17 protein-coding genes are annotated in these 20,944 nt (G+C 42.2%); 4 read left to right on the top strand and 13 right to left on the bottom strand.

The window, feature by feature from the left end:
- Nucleotides 1-3: 3 nt before the first annotated feature.
- The 6 genes from IPJ09_19355 to IPJ09_19330 form a co-directional block, all read right to left on the bottom strand.
- On the bottom strand, nucleotides 4-1,293 hold the full coding sequence (locus IPJ09_19355) for a sterol desaturase family protein (protein ID MBK7373549.1): 1,290 nt from the start codon (nucleotides 1,291-1,293) through the stop codon (nucleotides 4-6).
- A gap of 42 nt (nucleotides 1,294-1,335) precedes the next feature.
- Nucleotides 1,336-2,439: a site-2 protease family protein gene (locus tag IPJ09_19350; GenBank protein ID MBK7373548.1), complete on the bottom strand. Its 1,104-nt coding sequence runs from the start codon at nucleotides 2,437-2,439 to the stop codon at nucleotides 1,336-1,338.
- On the bottom strand, nucleotides 2,439-3,605 hold the full coding sequence (locus IPJ09_19345) for an acyl-CoA dehydrogenase family protein (protein ID MBK7373547.1): 1,167 nt from the start codon (nucleotides 3,603-3,605) through the stop codon (nucleotides 2,439-2,441). Before IPJ09_19345 ends, IPJ09_19350 begins: the two co-directional genes overlap by 1 nt.
- Nucleotides 3,606-3,641: 36 nt before the next feature.
- Nucleotides 3,642-3,947, bottom strand: a complete 306-nt coding sequence (locus tag IPJ09_19340) for a DUF4286 family protein (GenBank protein ID MBK7373546.1) — start codon at nucleotides 3,945-3,947, stop codon at nucleotides 3,642-3,644.
- Nucleotides 3,948-3,992: 45 nt separating this feature from the next.
- A complete protein-coding gene (locus IPJ09_19335) occupies nucleotides 3,993-4,541 on the bottom strand; it encodes a hypothetical protein (GenBank protein MBK7373545.1) in 549 nt (182 codons plus the stop codon).
- A gap of 441 nt (nucleotides 4,542-4,982) precedes the next feature.
- A complete protein-coding gene (locus IPJ09_19330; GenBank protein ID MBK7373544.1) occupies nucleotides 4,983-7,481 on the bottom strand; it encodes a zinc-dependent metalloprotease in 2,499 nt (832 codons plus the stop codon).
- Between the two features lie 331 nt (nucleotides 7,482-7,812).
- Here IPJ09_19330 and IPJ09_19325 point away from each other — a divergent pair, with 331 nt between their 5' ends.
- The 4 genes from IPJ09_19325 (at nucleotide 7,813) to aspS (ending at nucleotide 14,332) form a co-directional block, all read left to right on the top strand.
- Nucleotides 7,813-9,243, top strand: coding sequence for a glycoside hydrolase family 32 protein (locus IPJ09_19325; GenBank protein ID MBK7373543.1), 1,431 nt, complete (start codon nucleotides 7,813-7,815; stop codon nucleotides 9,241-9,243).
- A gap of 86 nt (nucleotides 9,244-9,329) precedes the next feature.
- Nucleotides 9,330-11,285 (top strand): hypothetical protein, encoded by a 1,956-nt coding sequence (locus IPJ09_19320; protein ID MBK7373542.1) that lies wholly within the window; start codon nucleotides 9,330-9,332, stop codon nucleotides 11,283-11,285.
- Nucleotides 11,285-12,511: a DUF1343 domain-containing protein gene (locus IPJ09_19315; protein MBK7373541.1), complete on the top strand. Its 1,227-nt coding sequence runs from the start codon at nucleotides 11,285-11,287 to the stop codon at nucleotides 12,509-12,511. Before IPJ09_19320 ends, IPJ09_19315 begins: the two co-directional genes overlap by 1 nt.
- Before the next feature lie 57 nt (nucleotides 12,512-12,568).
- A complete protein-coding gene (gene aspS / locus IPJ09_19310; GenBank protein ID MBK7373540.1) occupies nucleotides 12,569-14,332 on the top strand; it encodes an aspartate--tRNA ligase in 1,764 nt (587 codons plus the stop codon).
- Between the two features lie 153 nt (nucleotides 14,333-14,485).
- Here the strand turns inward: aspS and IPJ09_19305 are convergent, their stop codons facing one another.
- From IPJ09_19305 to IPJ09_19275, 7 genes are all read right to left on the bottom strand, one after another.
- Nucleotides 14,486-15,178, bottom strand: coding sequence for a G-D-S-L family lipolytic protein (locus tag IPJ09_19305; GenBank protein MBK7373539.1), 693 nt, complete (start codon nucleotides 15,176-15,178; stop codon nucleotides 14,486-14,488).
- Between the two features lie 36 nt (nucleotides 15,179-15,214).
- Nucleotides 15,215-16,174, bottom strand: a complete 960-nt coding sequence (locus IPJ09_19300; GenBank protein ID MBK7373538.1) for a transketolase family protein — start codon at nucleotides 16,172-16,174, stop codon at nucleotides 15,215-15,217.
- Between the two features lie 9 nt (nucleotides 16,175-16,183).
- Complete coding sequence (locus IPJ09_19295) at nucleotides 16,184-17,059, bottom strand: transketolase (protein MBK7373537.1); 876 nt, start codon at nucleotides 17,057-17,059, stop codon at nucleotides 16,184-16,186.
- 213 nt (nucleotides 17,060-17,272) lie between these two features.
- Nucleotides 17,273-17,977 (bottom strand): hypothetical protein, encoded by a 705-nt coding sequence (locus IPJ09_19290; GenBank protein MBK7373536.1) that lies wholly within the window; start codon nucleotides 17,975-17,977, stop codon nucleotides 17,273-17,275.
- Nucleotides 17,978-17,999: 22 nt separating this feature from the next.
- Complete coding sequence (locus tag IPJ09_19285) at nucleotides 18,000-18,272, bottom strand: HU family DNA-binding protein (protein ID MBK7373535.1); 273 nt, start codon at nucleotides 18,270-18,272, stop codon at nucleotides 18,000-18,002.
- Between the two features lie 122 nt (nucleotides 18,273-18,394).
- On the bottom strand, nucleotides 18,395-19,603 hold the full coding sequence (locus tag IPJ09_19280; protein MBK7373534.1) for an ABC transporter permease: 1,209 nt from the start codon (nucleotides 19,601-19,603) through the stop codon (nucleotides 18,395-18,397).
- Nucleotides 19,594-20,940, bottom strand: a complete 1,347-nt coding sequence (locus tag IPJ09_19275) for an ABC transporter permease (protein ID MBK7373533.1) — start codon at nucleotides 20,938-20,940, stop codon at nucleotides 19,594-19,596. The genes IPJ09_19280 and IPJ09_19275 overlap by 10 nt, the downstream gene beginning before the upstream one ends.
- Between the last annotated feature and the right edge of the window lie 4 nt (nucleotides 20,941-20,944).

The raw sequence follows: 20,944 nt of genomic DNA, 5'->3' as shown, positions 1-20,944 counted from the left end.
ATGCTAATGAATACTCAGCGATTTCACCGGGGCACTATCCTCCTTATTGTGCTTAACGACGAAATACAAAGTCACCAATAATGATCCAACCAGGTAGATGGCTACTGCATACTTAATCCATACACCAAATCTATCCGATAAAAACCAGTCACCTTGTATCCAGATGATATACAGACCCAGGATACATTTAAGTCCTTCGGCTATCCAGGCGGTGGGATTACGGTCCATCAGCTCGGTATAGGCATAGACATCGATGAATAAGATCAGACCATAGATATAGATTTGATAAGTATTGGCTCGATGTATCTCCGCAATATGTGCAAAAAGATAACTGGTCAATACCAACATAGCAAGGAGCTGCAACCAGCTCCAGATATGTAATCCGAGGGATGCTTTGGTATCATATTTATCAAAATGGTAGACATCATTTATCTTATGGACAGGATATTTTTTTTCAACATCCAGCGGGCGCCAGCCAGTGGGCATAAACCATATGCGTAATTTGTCTTTGAAATCCTCTGCTCTCCAGGCATCTTTAATCAAAAGCCAAAGGTGCAAGAAATTAATTTTGACTGGGTTCCAGGTTTGTACAGGTCGGGTGATACCATATACCGGAGGTACTTCCGGCAGCTCTTGTTGGAAGGTGCCAAACCACCGATCCCACCAGATAAAGATTTGAGAATAATTTTTGTCGAGGTATTGCGGATTGATCGCATGGTGCACCCGATGATGAGATGGAGTGACTATGATCTTTTCTAAAAAACCCATATGTCCGATATGGCGGGTATGGTACCAAAACTGGGCAAATAATTGGATGGGCGCGACTATAGCAATCACTTGCCCGGGCACTCCTAATAAAGCCGCAGGCAATAAAAAGAAGGTAAAAATCCTAACAAACACGGAGATGCTCTGTCTCAATGCACAAGCCAGGTTAAACTCTTCGCTGCTATGGTGCACGATATGATTATTCCAAAAAAAATTGTACTCGTGCGCGATACGATGTACCCAGTATCCGGAAAAATCCAAGGCTAGAAATGCAACCAGGTATACCAACCAATTAGCTTTTATATGCACGATCGCAAGATGCTCAACCATCCAGGAGTATCCAATGATAGCTACGCTGATACCTAAAACATCTTTGATCACATTGGTAAATCCTGAGCTCAGGGAGGATATCATATCCATGTTGCGCACCGTATCATTCCCCCGATAGTAACCATAAAATTTTTCTATGAGGACCAACAATAAAAATGCCGGCATCGCTACTAATAATATTTTACCATAAGTCTCCATATCGTTGCTATAAGGATTACAAAGGTTTCACTAAAATAAGATTTATGTTTTGAGCAGGAGCGCAATTTCTACATATTTTTTTATTTGATCTTCATCTACTGCTCCAATGATCAAGCCATTTTCCACTACCGGCAGCAAAGTGGCTCCTGTACTTTGCATCAGATGTAACGCATCTTTCAAAGAGAGCTCTGTATCGACCTGGGGTACTTCCGTCCGGGTAAATGAGGCTACCGGCGCTTCTTGCCTCTGCATTTTATAAGCATACATGACGGCGGCATGGGAAAGATATCCCATCAAAGCATCTCCATTATATACCAAATAATTCTTCTCGATTCCCCGCAAGGCAGTTTCGACCGGCAAATGCATGCTGTCGCCCGCCTGAATATGCTCATACTTAGTATTGATCAGATCTTTCACTGGTTTTACTGCCAAAATAGACTCCCATTTTACTTGTTTGAGTTCATTGCCCGCTGTTACGAAGATAAAAAGACTCACCAGGCAAAGCATCCAATGGCCCTGCGAAACAGCGAAGATGAGAAATACAATGGCCAAAGCCTGTCCGACTCTGGCTGCGATCAAAGTGGCTTTATATCTCGGCCAATGGGTCGACAATAAAGCCCTTAGTATTCTACCTCCATCCATAGGAAAAGCCGGGATAAAATTGAATACCGCCAATATGATATTTGACAACATCGTCAAAGGCAAAAAACTATGAATAAAAGAATCACCACCTCCCGGATATCTCAATGCATCCAGTATATTTCGCTGCCCGGTAATCAATATAATCAGTCCGAGCATCAGCGCGATAGCTACATTGACGAGGGGGCCGGCTATGGCTATCCAGAACTCTTGCACCGGTTTTTCGCTGATACTTTCCAGGCGGGCAATACCTCCAATAGGCGTAAGAAGAATGTCACGTGTCTTGTGCCCATACTTTCGGGCAACCAACGCATGGCCATATTCATGCAGGATCACACAAACAAATAAAATCAAAACATACAACTGCATGAATATAAATCCCCTTGTCGAAAGATTATCCTGCCAGGCATTATACCCGACCCAAACAAATATGAGCAAAAAGCTCCAATGTAATCTTATGGGGATACCCGCGATTTTGGCGAGTTTTATAGTACCGGTATCAAACATTAGTAAATCGAGGGGTATAGATTGCCTTTTAATATTTCTCTGGACAGGACGATTTGTTGTATTTCGGAAGTGCCTTCGTATATCTGGGTAATCTTGGCATCGCGCATCATTCGTTCTACATGATATTCTCTGACATATCCATAACCTCCCAAGATCTGTACCGCTTGCGTAGTCTGTTTCATTGCCATTTCTGATGCAGCATATTTGGCCAATGCGGCGGCGGCGGTGTAATCTTTGCCCTGATCTTTGAGCCATGCCGCCCGATGGATCAACAACCTGGCACCGTCGATCTCGGTAGCCATATCGGCCAACTTAAAAGCGATGGCCTGGTGTTCGAAAATAGGTTTTCCAAATGACTTTCGCTCTTTTGAATACATCAGGGCGCGTTCGTAAGCCCCCGCTGCAATGCCCAGCGCTTGTGCTGCAATACCGATTCTGCCTCCGTCAAGCGTATTGAGCGCAAATTTAAATCCATGACCATCCGGTCCTATTCGATTTTCTTTTGGTACTTTGACCTGATCATAATTGATGGAAGTGGTATCACTCGCCCTAATCCCCATTTTATCTTCCTTGGGACCGATAGTGATGCCCGGCCATTTTTTTTCGACGATGAAAGTATTGATACCCTTGTGCCCGAGAGCGGGATTGGTTTGAGCCATAACCAGATGGATATTGGACCGGTGACCATTGGTAATCCAATTTTTGGTGCCCTGCAAGATATAATAATCACCATGATCTTCTGCCTGTGTCTTGAGTTGAGTAGCATCGCTGCCAGCATCTGGTTCTGAGAGACAAAAAGAACCGATCAATCTGCCGGTAGCCAAATCTCCTAAATATTTTTGCTTTTGCTCCTGGGAGCCATATAATTGCAAGCCGTGACAAACCAACGAATTATTGACAGACATAATCACCGCTGCTGAAGCATCGACTTTTGCTATTTCTTCGATAGCCAGCGCATAAGACATAGCATCCATCCCTCCACCTTCATACTGTGAATCCACCATCATGCCTAGAAGACCAAGAGCACCCATCTCGCTGACCAATTCATCAGGAAAATGCATATGCTTGTCACGTTCGAGCACCCCTGGCAGCAGCCTGGTTTGTGCAAACTCTCTGGCCACTTCTTTGGCAGACAGTTGGATATCTGTTAATTCAAAATAATTCACTGCTAGTGTTTATAGTCTGTATAATTAATACAAAAATCAGTTTTTATTAATAAATGAAAGGTAGGCAGGTTCCAGAATATCCAGAATAGTCGCAAATGGCATGACCTGAAGCCCAAATTTTTCATTGACCCATTCAAGATAGCTCGATTCACCGTTCATAAGCAATCTATCTTTTTCGATATCATTAGAGCTATAAAACTGGATGGCATATGCTGGAGTGTCCTGGTCCATAAACCTTATCTTACATAATTGAAACTCATGAAATGTGCCTGCTTTCATGATCCTTGGTATCAGCTCTTCCTTGATCCATGCGAGTGCTTCGATCTCTATATCTGACTCCATATTCAAGGTGATATTGTAAACAAACATTTCTTTTATAAAATTGGTTTAGTTATTTGATTGAAAATAAACTGATCTAAGATGTTCGTTAAATCCAGGATATTCAAAATTGTAAAATAAAATCACGAAGAGCATGCCATAGTCCTGGCGGTAGATAGAATAAGCTTTGGCATATTTTTTATCCGTCAGGCCACTTTTGGGGATAAAACTCATCTCCCCAGCCCAATCTGCATGAATCGTTTCTTGCAGTGATTGTGGAGAAGGCGTACGCGTCCTGATCCAATACCGATCATCATTAGTAGCCAGAGAAGCTACTTTAGTCATAAAATGAATCTCCGGAAAAATAATCTTTGTGACTGCTTTTTCATCCAATACTACAAACTTGAGTTCTGAAGAATCAGGCTCCGATACCAGGCACAGATCAAATATATTTTTTGAATCCTCACAGGGGATCACATGATAAAAACTTTCTTTTGGCATGTTGAGTCCTGCACCTGCTGCTAAAAGTTTGTTGGTAAACTCACGAGTGTAAATGATTTGGGCACTCCCTGAAAAAAAGAGAGTGATGCCAAGCCATGTGCAGAAAAATCGAACCATCCATTGGCAAAAGTACGCTTTTAAGACTAGTTAAAAATGACTTTACCTTTTGTAGGTTGATGGCAAACTAAAATCGCCAGAGCAAGGTTTAGCCATCAGATATAGGAGATCAGCTTACTTATAGAAGCGTCAGTGATGACAGTTAAATAAGCTCAAGTATAGGCGAATGAGGACCAGAAAATATAAAAAAAAAGAGATCGGCTCTTACCCCCCAGCGAACCGACCTCATAAAGTGTTGATCAAGATTATCAATCAACCCTTCGACAATGATACTGCATATTTCTTGCCAAAAAAATTGGAATAGACCATATCAAAAGTGTTTTAACTCATTTTTTTGATTATAATATTTAATGGCATTAATGCTCATATATTTATTTATGTTACAAATGCTATATATGTTTAAAATAAATCTATGTTGTAATAAATTCATGGCATAACCACTTACTTAGGATCCAATGTAGTTTTGATTCGATTAGAAAGATCTTCCAGGTGCATCTTCGTGATCGTGTTGCCTCTTCTTGCAGCAGCAGTGTCAATTAAAGATTTCATACTTTTTAAATGCCCTCTCAGGATACTGAGTATATCATTTTTCTTTGGATCCATCCTGCCAGGTATGGTCGTACCAAACACGGATACTGGCCCGGATGGGCCGGCAGGGGTAGTGAGCATGCCATTAAGTCTTTCAACATACATTTTCTGCAGATTTCTTCGGAATATATTGATCTCACCGGAGCCACCCAGATCTGTCCAAATAGCTGATTGCATGTCCTTTAGAAGTTGAAGCACACCATAAGCCTTAGGATCTGCATAAGATGTCTCCATCATGCGCTGGAGTCGATCTTCGTTCAATAGGTTAAAAATCACCGGTTCCTGAAGGGCCCTGATATTGTCAAGACCTTGACCAGGTTGGATCCTGTTGAGTATCACCGGATCAATGATCCAGGTGGGGGTAGTAAAAATATTTTTGCTCAAAAACTGAACAGCCGACTTCTGTAATACTGCTGGAGTAGCTTCATACACCACGTTGTTTTGATCAGAGGTCATTGGAGTTTCATAGATTCCGCCTACATATTTCCCTACGTGACCCAAATATCTTCTGAACTGATCTACCACTGATTCATACGACTCTTTGAGAATATCAAATCCCTTTGCCTCATCTTTGGTCCACTCTGGAAGATTGGATATGATTCTTTTTAAATTTTTAATACCATATTCAGAGGCAACCATGGCATTGTCACCCAGGTCTTCATTTTGACTACGAGGATCATATGGATTGATTTCGGTCAAAAACCATAACCTTCGGTTAGGGTAAGCTTTTTCTCTAAACCATTTATTGAGGACCAATTGATCTTCTTTTTCATCTTTGGTGTTATAAATAGGTTTGTAACCCCATTCGATAGCCCATTTGTCATAGTCCCCTATCCTGGGATATAAGTCATTGACACCATCTTCCGGTTGAGCTACATAGTTAAAGCGTGCATAATCCATAATTGAGGAAGTATGACCATACTGGGCTATAAAATTTTTATCGCGCAATTTTTCGACAGGAGTAGCACTGGATGCACCAAAATTGTGTCGAAGGCCAAGCGTATGTCCTACTTCGTGAGAAGAAACGAATCGTATCAGTTGGCCCATCAGCTCATCATCAAACTCATTAGCCCTGGCCCTGGGATCGACTGCTCCAGCCTGGGTCCGATACCATTTTTGCAGAAGTTTCATCACATTATGATACCAACCAATATGGCTTTCAAGGATCTCTCCGGTCCGTGGGTCATTGACATTGGGTCCGTAGGCATTCTCAACCGGAGAAGCAAAATATCTGATTGCAGAAAATCGGGCATCTTCCAGGGACATAGTACTGTCATTCTCCGGAAACTCTTCAGCACGAATGGCATTTTTCCAACCGGCCTGCTCAAAAGCGGCTTGCCAGTCATTGACTCCTAAGATGAGATACTTTCTCCACTTATTAGGAGTAGCAGGATCTATATAGTACACAATAGGTTTAGCAGGCTCTATGAGCTCGCCTCTTTTTTGTTTTTGAGCATCTTCTTCATTTTTTGGTTCAAGCCTCCACCTCACTGCGAAAGAAGGATCTTCAGTACGTTGACCTTCGTCGTCATAAACAGTATAACCAGTGGCAAAATAACCCACTCTTGGGTCAAACAATCTTTTTTTCATAGGCACCTCTGGCAATAAGATCAGGGAGGTATTTAATTCAATAGTGGCGAAACCAGACACTACTCCACCGGGCAAAGTCACAGATCTTGGCGCTCCGGGAGGCGTTGGACCATTGGGAGGAGGTGAAACAGCAAAGGTCTTGACAGTCTTGACCTCTATATTGATTGGAAAGGATTTGATATCCTCGATATAGGAGCGATCACTTTGTATTCCCCCAAGTCGGTAAAGCGACTTGAGCGTGCTATTGAGTCCGACAATCTGGGCATCACCGGAAAATAGACTGGTCACCTCTATCAATAAGCTGGTATCTTTTCTAATGGATACAATATCAAAAGCAGCGGCTATCGGATCTACATTGCTATTCAATACCGCCTTGTAGATTGGAGCAGAAGTATCTGCGCTAGCATTGACCAGCGCTTTGGCTCTAAGGAAAACTTTTTGTTCTGTCCCTTTCTCAAATCTGACCATCTGACGATTGACCAATTCTCCACCATAACCACCGGAGGTAGGCGTACGCCTGTATCGAGTAATGGCCAGCATGTCTTTACCCAACATAGCATATGGCAATTCGAAATAGTATTTGTCCTCTACCTTATGTACAGTAAACATGCCTTCTCTGGATTCAGCTTTGGCAGTAATTACCTCTTTAAAAGGTTTAGGCCCCTTTTTGGCAGCATCAGTAGACTTTGCAGCAGCCGGCTTGGCGGTATCAGATTTTGGAGTAATGGTGTCTTTCAAGGTCATTTGACTGACCCCTGCCATTGCTGTACTCCCCGAAGTCCCATTTTTAGTATTGGTTGTAGGGGTGATTGTAGCTTTTTTACTCGTGGTACAGGCGGCAAATGCTACCAATACAAATAAAATGTTGATTAATTTGTTCATTTGAGAGAGTTTATTAAAGAACCAAATTTAGGTAAATTGACGAACTATAGGTGGCTTAATCAATAAAAATTGATCGGGCAGGCAGGACAATACTGTGCTGCATGATACTTTCAAAAATAAATCCTTACACTGCGTAAATAGCAATATTTTCGCACTTTGTTAGAACGTAATGTCGACTCCACTCCTGTTTATTTTATAATGCACATTTTATATGTCGAAAAGTAAAACAGACAAACTCGCAAGCTCAAAACCGATATATCATTATGCTTCTTCAAGCCATCAAATCCTATCGCCGGTGGCCCCTATCTATTATAAAGGGCAGTATCGGCTGTACTTCCTGCAGTCTGTTTTAGAGCAGTCTGATTCAAAAACAGAATATTGCCTGATTCAGTCTAATGATCTCATCCATTGGATTACAAACGCTCCTGGTCTGAGTTTTAAATCAAACGAAAGCTTAGCCGGTTGTATCGTACATGATCATAAGAACACCTGTGGTTTAGGTACGGCGACCAAATCTCCCCTGGTTACTATATATAGCGAACAGATCAAGGGCAAACAGGTATGGTCTATGAGTTTTAGCCTGGATGGAGGGAAGAACTGGCAGGTTTACCCTCAAAGTATAGGACTGGACATCAAGAAATCGAAGCTCTGCGACCCGTTTATATTTTGGCATCCGGAGAGTGGTCGATGGATCATGGTGATTTCCTTGATCAACGAATTCAAAATACAAATTCATACCTCTAAAAACCTCATCAAATGGGAGTTTAGCAGCGATTTCGGCGGGCACCCATCTTTCAAAAAGGAGTGGACACGAGTTACGATCATTCCACTGTCGGTGGTCAATCAACAAGATGTAAAAAAATGGGTTTTAATCGTAACAACCGGTGATGATTATCCTGGTGCCAGATATTTTGTAGGCGTATTTAATGGTAAAGCGTTTATGTGCGATCACGCCCTTGATCTGGTCAATCCTGTAGATTTCGGAAAAGACCTTTTTGCCCCGCGCGTATTTTCAAATGCACCGGAACATCGGCAGATCATGGTGGCTGCAATCACGAATGAGTCGTATAAAGACCACCTACCCACGCTTTCGTGGAAGTCAATGATTTCTATCCCCAGAGAACTCTCCCTGGCGAAAAACACAGATGGTTCCTTCACCTTGCTGCAACAACCGATAGCTGAATTAAAAAAATTAAGATCTAAAAGCCTGGAGTTTGCTAAAAGCCCGATGTCTCAAGAAGTGGAATGGGAGCTGGCCCTGTCTGAATCTATGGAGTTTGAGCTTCTGTTGGATTCTCATAAAATATGCACCCTTGAATTTGACTTTGGTAACAAGGCAAAACTATTACTCATTTGGGATCCTGTAAAACATCAACTGTCCCTGGATCGAACGAGCAAAGCATTGTCATTTCATCCATCCTATCCTTCGATTGAAAGTGCCAAAACTACTAGTGGCCATTTGCTACCCCTGCACATTTTTTTAGATAACCACTCTATCGAAATATTTGCAGACAAGGGCAAATGCAGTCTTACTTCCTTGTACTTTCCACCCAATAGTTTACAGCGATTTAGAATCATCGGAAAGCATTTTGCTGCATCAGGCACGATCCATACGCTCGGATTACCTGCAGAGCAGGTGTAAAGAGTTTTTTTAAATTTTACCCTTTTGGTACCCTTTTATTAAGCTCAAAAGATTAAATTGGGCTTTGTATATATATGAATAATCAAATGTCTAGACTGTTAATATCCATTTTGGTGATTTTATCCTCCGGCACTTTGATATGGGCTCAAACAGCCCGGCTAAAAACGGTCTTCGGCAATCATGTACCTTCTGAATTTGATCTGGTCAAATGTGCTTTTGATACCACAGCTACCGCTTATTATTTGTTTGATAGTGGTAGTGCAGGGATCATCACAAACCCTCAAGGACTTAGAGTAGAGTTTACACGACATTTTGCCATCAAATTATTGGATTCTTTTCCTCCGGATGCAAACAAAGTATACCTTTCATTATATCAATCACCCGCTTCCAGCGAAGAACTGAAGGATCTTCGTGCATCCACTTTTAATGTGACCGATGATATCATTTATGAAAACAAGCTGGATAAAACTTCCATCAAATATTCGAGCAACGGTTATTACCAGGATATGGAAATCACCTTACCCAATGTACACGAAGGCAGCATCCTTGAAGTACAATACACGATTGAATCTGACTATTTGACCAATTTCCATGGCTGGGATTTTCAGCGAGCGTTGCCTGTCCTGAAAAGCCAATATGAAACGACCATTCCGGACTTTATAACCTATCCTGTATATGCCTGGGGTGATGACTCCATTAAAATCGTCAGTGATTTCTATAAGTCCCTTATCGATGGCTATGAAGCATTAGTGACTACCTATTCTTCAACCAATGTACCCGCTTATATCCAATATCCCTTCGTATTATATCCCAACACTTTTAGAAGAAGACTTGAGTTTGAGTTGGCACCAAATCCGGATCAAAGCATTGATTATACCTCCAACTGGCCGAATGCCAATAAATACCTGTACAATCATCCGTATTTCGGCAATCAGCTTTTAAAGAGTGGTTTGTTCAAGAATTTAAAAAAAGAATTTTTATCCAATGATAAAACACGTGCTGACACGCTCCAGGATGCATATCACTTCATCCAATCACAAATCAAGTGGGATGGTGGGTATGGTATCTATGCCAGTGATCATCTAAATAAAATTATATCCAGGCATACAGGCAATGTGGCTGATATCAATCTGGTATTGGTGGGATTGCTCAGGGCCTTAGACTACAGAGCTTATCCTGTAGTGCTTACTACATCCAATAATGGCAAATTAATTCAAGAATTCCCGACCCTTTCAAAGCTCAATTATGTCGTGGTTGCTGTCTTTAGCGGAGGCAAGATCAACCTGATGGATGCTTCAGACCCGTATGGCAACAGCTTTTCATTGTCCCCTCAGTGTGTCCATACTGCTGGAGTATTGATCAATGAACGCGAAGGATTTTGGATAGAACTCAATGCTAATAAGCTGGGCCAGACTCAAATCAATTATCAGCTCCACCTGGATACTTCCGAAAATCTCACCGGGGAGTATACTGAGCGGTTGTATAGTTATGCAGCCTACAAGATGAGAAGTGAATTAATAGACTCTAACGGCATAGACTATTATTTTGACTATCTCGAAAAAAATCACCCCGGCATCACATTCACCAATCGAAAAGTCGAAGGGTTCAATGACAGGGAAAAAGAATTGTCTATCAGTTCGATTATTCACATAGAAACTGAAAAGGATACTGTTGGAAACCATTTGTCTTTTGGACCCGGTTTATTGGATGTGCTCACTGCTAACCCATTTCAGGCCATCACCCGTAATGTTCCAATTCAATACAGTTACCCCTGGATGATCACTACTAATATTGAAATCAACTTTTCACAATCCTACTCGTTGGATTCCATACCTGCTTCTTCCTTGATCCAGGCAGATGATAAAACCATCAAATATACCATGGTGTGCGAAGATGGCATCAAAGGCCAATTAAAAATCAACACGCTGCTCTCTGTCAATAAAACTGAATTTCTGCCCGAAGAATACCAGGGCGTTAAATCCCTATTTCAACATATAGTGGATAAACATCGAGAGCGTGTAAGGTTGAAAAAAAATAACTAGTGTCCTGGAATTCGCAATCAAACTATAATCAAAACCGTCACAAGTTGGTAGCCATAAAATGCGGTATAGACCGCCTCAAAATAGACTCATCGAAGATGGATCTGCACCTACACTATGGGCTGATCACCAACGAATCTGCCGTTGATGATCAGGGCACTCCAATATTAAAAGTGCTCCTTGATCTGGAATTTAAAATCAAAACCATCTTTTCACCTGAACATGGCTTCAAAGCCAACGGAGCTGATGGAAGCTTTCAGCCTCATGGGCAACATGCTCGTTTAAATATACCAATCGTCAGTTTGTATGGCGATCAGCTTTCGCCTTCGGAGGAATCATTAAAGCAACTTGATGCACTGATCCTTGATTTGCCCAATATCGGCGTCAGATATTATACTTATCTCTGGACAATGATGCATGTCATGGAAACATGCGTAGCATACCAAAAACCTTTAATCCTTTTGGACCGTCCTAATCCATTGGGTGGCGACCTCAGCATGTCAGAGGGTCCCATGATGCAGCCAGCATCTTTATCGTTTATTGGCTCCTGGAATGTTCCTATCCGATTTGGATTGACCCTCGGCGAACTGGCCTTATTAATAAAAAAAGAAAAAGGCTGGCACCGGTTGGATCTGCAAATCATCCCTACCGCCCATTGGAAAAGGTATATGAATTGTGCACAATATCAATATCCTTTTGTCCCACCTTCCCCGGCGATTACTGATCTGGATACCATATTTACTTATCCGGCCCTTTGTTATCTGGAGGCTACTAATATCTCAGAAGGTCGCGGTACAGAAAAATCTTTTAAAGTAGCAGTGGCACCATGGATACATATCCAATCGTTGATTTCCAATCTTGAAAAACTTGATATCAAAGGCTTGCGATTCGATGAATCAGTATTAATCGCAAAAGGAAATAAGTTTAACCAGCAAACATGCTTTGGCGCTAAATTGGTTGTCACTGATCCAAATCTTTTCCGCCCGGTCTATTGTGGAATGATCCTATTGGCGATGATAAAAAGTCTTTTTGCCGATCAATTTAGATGGATGCCCTATCCTACTCATGTCAACAGGACAGGAGAAGACCATTTTGTAAGATTGACCGGCTCTACCAAGCTCAAGCATTGGCTCGAACATGCACCTTTAGAAAATCTGGATGGATTAACACCTTTATTGGCCTGCGAGGGTTGGGTGCATCGCTGTCAATCAATAATGCTGTACGATTGAGAATCACAATCTCCTTGTTTAGCTTACCTTTGCGGCTCAAAAATTTATCATATATATATGTATAGGACGCATAATTGTGGAGAGTTGAGGATGTCACACCTTGGACAATCAGTGACTTTGAGCGGCTGGGTAGATGCCAGTCGGGATTTTGGCGGTATGACCTTTATGGATGTGCGAGACCGCTATGGGATCACCCAGTTGGTATTCAATATGGACACAGATCCTGCCTTGTGCGATCAGGCTAGAAAACTAGGCCGGGAATTTGTAATACAAGTCACCGGTGAGGTCAGAGAAAGGAGTGCCAAAAATCCAAAGCGTCCTACCGGCGATATAGAAATAGAGGCCAAATCACTGCTCGTACTCAATGCATCCAAGATACCTCCGTTTACCATCACCGATGACACGGACGGCGGCGAGGATATTCGCGCCAAATACCGATATCTCGATATCAGAAGGAATGCCGTACAATCAAAAATACTATTCAGATCCAAACTAGGCTTGGAGACACGTAAATATCTGTCCAACCAGGGTTTTGCCGAGATAGAGACTCCTTTCTTAATCAAAAGCACTCCGGAAGGTGCCCGGGACTTTGTAGTGCCTTCCAGGATGAATCCAGGCCAATTTTATGCCCTGCCTCAATCGCCTCAGACCTTCAAACAGATACTGATGGTGGCAGGGATGGACAAATACTTTCAGATCGTAAAATGTTTTAGGGATGAAGACCTGAGGGCAGATCGCCAGCCGGAGTTTACCCAGATCGACTGCGAGATGTCCTTTGTGCACAGAGAGGATATCCTCAATATGTTTGAAGGCTTGACGGTCAATCTGTTTAAGGTCATGCTAGGCCTGGAGATGAATGCCTTCCCCAGGATGAGTTATGACGACGCCATGAAATTTTATGGGATCGATAAGCCGGATCTGCGCTTCGGTATGCAGATCCAGGAGCTGAATGATGCAGCCAAAGGAAAAGGATTTAATGTGTTTGATAGTGTGCCTTATATCGCAGCCCTGGCGTTGGAAGGCAAAGCAGACGCCTACTCCAACAAGGAGATCAAAGAGCTCACCGAATGGGTCCAGCGGCCGCAGATCGGTGCCAAAGGACTGGTACAGGTCAAGTATAATTTGGATGGCACTTTTAAGTCCAGTGTTGATAAATTTTATAGCCAGGAAGACCTCAAAACCTGGGCAGAGCTGGTCAAAGCCCAACCAGGAGATATCATATTCATCCTTTGTGGCGAACAGGAAAAGACCCGCAAGCAACTGGGCGAATTGCGCCTGGAGCTTGGCCGGCGGCATGGCCTGATGCAAGCGGGTGATTTCAAACCATTGTGGGTATTGGACTTCCCGTTATTGGAGTGGGATGAGGATAGCGCCAGATATTTTGCTATGCACCACCCATTTACCTCCCCTAAAGCAGCCGATATCGAAAAAATGTCCAGCTCCGATCGAACTATATTGGGTAGTATCAGGGCTGACGCTTATGACCTCGTGATCAATGGCACGGAGATCGGTGGTGGTTCTATTCGTATTCATGATCGGGAATTACAATCTAAAAACTTTGCTCTGTTAGGATTCACACCTGAAAAAGCCCAGGACCAATTTGGATTTTTGTTGAATGCCTTTGAATATGGTGCTCCGCCGCATGGAGGTATCGCCTTCGGATTTGATAGGTTGTGTGCTGTCATGCAAGGCCAGACTTCGATCAGGGATTATATCGCCTTTCCAAAAAACAATATGGGTAGGGATATGATGATCGATGCCCCTTCAGAACTTGATACGGCACAGTTGAAGGAATTGAATCTAAATGTGGTTAAGGTGTAACCAGGTCGCAGTTCTAGTGCTCTAAAACTTCCATAACACTTCATTAGAGGCCCCAAAACGCCCCTACCACCCCGTTTAGGAGGAGTTTTCCTCCGACGCTTCCTCAAAAATGTCGCAGTTCAACTGCTCCAAAACACGACACAAAGCCCATATTTACTTAAGCAAATATGGTTGAATCACCCGCGTCCAGATATCATATCCCTTTTCATTCATATGCAGCATATCCCCTACGAACAAATCTTCCATAGGTTTGTGGTCAGGTCCCAACATTGGTGTGAATACATCAGCAAAAGCATAATTTTTATGGTTTCGGCAATAACGAGAGATACGAGCGTTGGCATCGATCACTTTATCCAACACACGAGCACGGGAAGGGCTGGGCTTGACTGCCACAAATAATATCGGACAACCAGGCAAACCACTCCTGATAATTTTGGACAGTGTCCTGAATCGTTTAAATATAGTTTTGCCATTGATCGTACTATCGGCAGCAAGATCATTTTCACCACAATAGATGGCTACTTGTTTGGGATGATATGGGATGATAATGTCTTGAGCAAAACCTATTACATCCGGTAAGGTAGAACCACCGAAACCACGATTGAGAATAGGATATCCGGGAAATCGACCCTGCACATTGGTCCACCGTCTAAAGGAAGAACTACCCACCAATAAAATCTGTCCCGCAATCGGAGGTGATACCTGGTCCTGTTTTTTAAACTGATCTATCTCGTTTTGAAAGGGTCGCTGGGCTAGGGCCGAATAAGACAAATTCAATAAAAAGAAGGCCAGTACCAGGACCAAAATTCTCCAACTTACCGAAGCCTTGAAAAATAAGTTTTGCATCCCTGCAAGATAATGCCTGCTGCCCGTATGTAGTATCTATTTTCGTTTCAAAACTCTATGGGCAGACCGTACGATGCTGTCTATACTCAAACCGTACTTGGTCAGGAGTTCGTCAGGTTTTCCACTTTCACCAAAGCTATCATTGACAGCTACGTATTCCTGCGGAGCAGGCTCATTGCGGGATAACAGACCAGCGATCATATCTCCGAGTCCTCCATAGATCTGATGCTCTTCGGCGGTGACCACACACCGGGTCTTACTGACACTGTTGAGGATGGTCTCCGTATCGAGTGGTTTGATGGTATGGACATTGATCAGATCACAGGATATCCCTTCGGCAGCAAGCAGTTTTACTGCCTCTACTCCAAACCATACGAGATGACCGGTAGCAATGATCGTGAGATCTGATCCTTCATTTAATATCTGGGCTTTACCCAATTCAAATGGAATATTCTCTGTAAAAACCGGCCAGGCAGGTCGTCCAAACCGTAAATAGACCGGCCCGTAATGATCGGCTATAGCAATGGTAGCCAGTTTAGTCTGGTGTGCATCACAGGGTACGACTACAGACATACCCGGAAGCATGCGCATCATGCCTATATCCTCGAGGATCTGGTGAGTAGCACCGTCTTCACCAAGTGTGAGCCCGGCATGCGAAGCACATATTTTGACATTTTTATGGGAGTAGGCTATGGATTGCCTGATCTGATCATAGACTCTTCCTGTAGAAAAATTGGCGAAAGTGCCTGTATAAGGAATTTTACCAACCGTAGCCATGCCTGCGGCGACCCCCATCATATTGGCTTCAGCGATACCCATTTGAAAAAAACGCTCAGGAAATTCTTTTTTGAAGTCATCCATTTTCAAAGATCCTAACAGATCAGCAGTAAGTGCCAGCACATCACTGTTGGTACGACCTACTTCGAGCAGCCCTGCTCCAAATCCATCCCTTGTGGCTTTTTTACCTGATACGGTGAGATTATTTACATTGATCATACTGTCTGCTTAATTGTATTTGTAATCTGGGTTAAAAGGAAAATCTCCAAGGGTTTCCGGAAGCTGAGCCAGAGCTGCTTTACACTGCTCTTCATTGGGGGCTACCCCATGCCATTTATGACTATTCATCATAAAATCAACACCATACCCCATATTGGTTTTCATCAGAATAACGATTGGCACACCCCGGTGGAGTTTTGATTTGGCAGCAGACAGCGTGTCAGATATATCCTGCAGGTCATTGCCGTTTTCACATATGATCACTTCCCAGCCAAAAGCAGTCCATTTTGCAGGCAGATCACCCAAATTCATGACTTTTTCGGTCGGGCCGTCTATTTGCTGGCCATTCCAATCAACCGTGGCGATCAAATTATCCACTTTATGATGGGCTGCGCTCAAGATAGCTTCCCAGTTTTGGCCTTCATCCAATTCGCCATCGCCTGTCAGTACATGGACGATGCCTTCATCCCCATCTAATTTTTTAGCCATGGCTGCTCCTAAGCCAACAGAAAGACCCTGGCCCAAAGAGCCGGATGCCACTCTCACGCCTGGCAATCCCTCATGGGTAGTAGGATGACCCTGGAGCCTGGTATTTAGTTTTCTAAAAGTGGTCAACTCTTCTTTTGGAAAAAACCCACTATGAGCAAGTACACTGTACCATACCGGAGAAATATGTCCATTGGAAAGAAAAAAAAGATCTTCCCCCCTGCCTTTCATATCGAATGGAAGCTTAAACTTTAAATGTTCGCCATATAAAGCAACTAAAAAATCAGTACATCCCAGGGATCCACCCGGATGACCACTTTGGCAATAGTAAACCATGCGCACGATGTCTCTTCTCACCTGCGAAGCCATTGCTTTCAAAGAATCAAGGTCCTTTTTCATTGTATCAAATAATATAAACCATACCTTATTTGTTCTGCCAAAAATGACTGAACTATTTGGATTGGCGACGCAAAGAAATATATAATTCAGTGAAGAACAAAAGATATGACCGGAGAATAGGTCAAAAAAGTGGGTTTTATTACTCTTTTATTGAAATCAATGCAAAATATTAGTGGTGCTGTTTAAGTTCTATCGATATTTCCTAACCGTCCTTTAGGATATAACACTTCCTTTGACGATCAATTTTGGCGGATAAATGATTTGCCTGATACAAACCAAGTGGGAGAATAATACCAAGGGCACCATGCATGCCGGCAATAAATTAAACGGAAAATGAAGCACAGCGACATTGGGCTGGTCAAAAGCAAAAGCCTGTATTGGTAATGGGGCTGATAAAACAGCGTAACACACAATATTTAAAAGAAGGCCAACACAAATACAATTCCAGATTAAAATCAATGGAGATCTTAGTTTTTTTTCAAAATACCCAAAATAAAAAATCAGGGGTGCTGTCAAGCCAGAAAATACATCGAAATTTCGACCAGTAAAAGTCATGAGTTCTGGTACTGCTTTGTGCACAGATAACCAAAATAAAACGATTTCCACCGGGATTCTGACTACGTGCAGTAAAGTCAATATGCCGGTATCAAACTGATCAATATATTTTTTGCCAGGCGCGGTGTTAAAAAGGCCTACAATCAGGAGTATAGGAGGAAGAACTAACAGTAAAATCCTTGGCGGATTGGAAGCAGCATGCACATAAAATCCGAAAAATCCTAAGGTAGATTGCACCAATATCCAAATAATGATTACAACCAGAGTAGTCCTTGATCTATGACTTGCCAAATAAAACAGCAGCACAGCTACCAAAGTAGTGATCAAGAATACTTGAGCAATGTAGCTTGGCAAGTCTTGCATATTACACTTTTAAAAGATCAGTTTATTTCACTGCTGCGATCAATTCCTTGCCAGGTTTAAACCTTGCTACTTTGCGGGCAGCGATTTTGATAGGTTTACCGGTCTGGGGGTTTCTACCGGTACGAGCGGCTCTTTTGGTCACTGAAAAAGTGCCAAACCCCATTAATTGTACTTTTTCCCCCCGTTTCAGCGATTTTCGCATTGACTCGAGGGTAATATTGATGGCAGATTCAGCTTTTACTTTGGAGATGGATGCTCCTTTTGCTATTAGTTCTATTAAATCAGTTTTGTTCATGTTTTCAAATATAAGTTACAGTCGAAGATTAACCTTTCAAATATAAAACATATTATTTATTTTTTTAATGTGATTATCGAAAATCATCCGCATTTAATCCTTCAAGAAGTATGCTTTACCTTTCAGCTTTTTTCATATTGACCAGCCAATTTTGATCTATCGATAAATAACCAGTTGAGTGACAACAGCAATGAGAAAATAGCAAGACCAGGGAACAAGGACAACCACCACCCGGGCATATATTGTCTGCCTGCATTGAGCAGACTCCCCCATGTCACCACCTCTATCCTAAGTCCCAGTCCAATAAAAGAAAGAGAGGCCTCTACCAATATCGCAGCACTGAATGAAAATATGGCAGTCACCAACAGCGAACTTTTAATATTAGGCCAAATATGCTTAATCAATATTTTCCACCAGGGTAGGTTGATATTTTCTGCAGAGATGACATAATTGGCCACACGCTCTTTTAAAGTTTCAGCTCTGGCCACCTGTACAAATAAAGTCCATCGAATGATCGCCACCATTACAGATAACATGAATACAGAAGGTCGGGTCATCACCACCATCAAACCCATTAACAAAAACATTTTTGGAAATGATTCAAATACATCTATGCCACGCATCACTACATGGTCTACAGGCACAAATATTTTAGGACCTATAATTTGAAAACTTCTAAAAAATATTTTACTCGTCAATGACCAAACAATCAACAATGACAACATCATCAAACCGAAGGACACCCCATCAAAATGCCAACTGAGCACCATGGCTTCATACAGTGCAAGTGACCACCAAATCAATAGAATTAATATTTGACCCACAGACCACTTTAATCTCTTATTCTGCCAATATCCGATCAACATGCCAAGGCCTATGCCAGGTATCGCGGCTATAATAGTGGATAGCAACCCAAGGATCCATACAAACCTGGCACCGTGTATCAGTCCCGCCAACACATCTCGACCCAGTGCGTCCGTCCCTAACCAATGAGTAGCTCCTACTGTACTACTTTTTTTTAAGGGTGCAGAATATCCGCTACTGGCAGGATCAATTGAAGTCGAGTGAAAAGGAATCAATGGCATAATCACCCGCGTGCAATGAGTATAGTCTGTCAAGTGCTGTTGATGATCTGAGTAAAACCAGGAAAGATAATCTTCCCAGGCAGGCCATAGCGAATGACCATCACAATTACAATAAAGTGGCTTATCATTGGCTATGATATTGGCGCCCAATGCCAGGACCATATTCAATGCTATGATCGCCAGGCATATCTTTCTAATGAATGATAATCGCTTTAGTTTTATTATCGTACCGGTGATCAAGCCCATTTTATTCTTTTATCCGCTGATCCAATCATGATATCTGTCACTAATTTTCCAAGCACAGTAAGTACCCCTGTCAGAAAAAGAATACTAAATACGACTATCCAATCCTGCAATAAAATAGATTGCATCATCAATCTCCCCATACCAGGAATATTAAACAATACTTCAATGACCACAGATCCGCCTAAAAGTAAAGGCAGTTCCATTCCGATTAAAGCCAAGATGGGCATAAATGCATTTTTTCTTAAATGCTTCTTGATAATATGCTCAGGGGGGACGCCTCTGCTCCAGGCCCAAAAAGCATAAGGTTTGGTGCCCTCTTCCAGTAGTCGGGAAAGGTATAATCGACTAATATAAGCTAGTGAAGGAATGACCATCGCGATGGTCGGTAATACCAAATAAATCCCAAAACCAGCCCACTTCTGAAATATAGAAGCTTCCGGTGGTGCATTCATAAATCCTGGCGTTGGGAATATATGCAAGGCAGGAAAAATAGTATCACTGGCAAACAAGTAGATCAATATGATACCAAAGAAAAACCTCGGGATGCTATAGAAAAACAACAATAATGCTTCAAGGAACCTACCTTTTTTATTGTTTACATTTTTGTATAAATATTCTCCTGCCAGGATGGCCAATAAAAATATCAGGAGAAGTGAGATTAAATTGAATGACAAGGTCCAGCTTAAAGCTTCTTTTATCTTGGTCCAGGCTGGTCTGTTGTCGACAATAGAATTGCCAAGATTTCCATGTAGGATCCTGCTGATCCACCGGTGGTATTGATTCTCCATGCCATACCAATAGATAGATGGAAAATAAAGTTGAAGCTTATTGCTACCTGCTATACAACGGTCGAGTTGGCCCACCCAGGATTGAAAGTCAGGATAGTTTCTTAATGAGTCAGAGACATGTTGGGTGGCCGACTTAATCTCATGCAAATCATTAGACTGATTGATCAACCAGATTAGAGATTGGAGAGATTGGTTCTCAGACCTACTCAAATTTTTTTCCAGTAAAAGATATTTCTGTAGATCTTCCCATTTGGTACCTTGTCGCAAAAAAGAGATGGCTCTTTGGTTAGTACTTTTAGGCCTTATCTTATATATCGTGTCGGGATAATTGGATGGAAGAATTGAAAAATAAAAAAGTGGTAAGTTATCATCAGCAACTCTGGTTTTAGCAATATTTCCATTTCGTCCCAGCTGGTCAGCTTTGAGCAGGTTTATCTCTGTCTGCATAGATCGCATCAATAAAAACGCCAGAATACTGATGATCAATAATACGGGAATGATCATCAACACCCTGTTTAAGAGCCATCGGGTCATAGGTGGCAACTGCATTGAA

The organism is Saprospiraceae bacterium (assembly GCA_016709995.1).
GTDB lineage: Bacteria > Bacteroidota > Bacteroidia > Chitinophagales > Saprospiraceae > JADJLQ01.
This window is presented reverse-complemented; position numbering and strand designations above follow the sequence as displayed.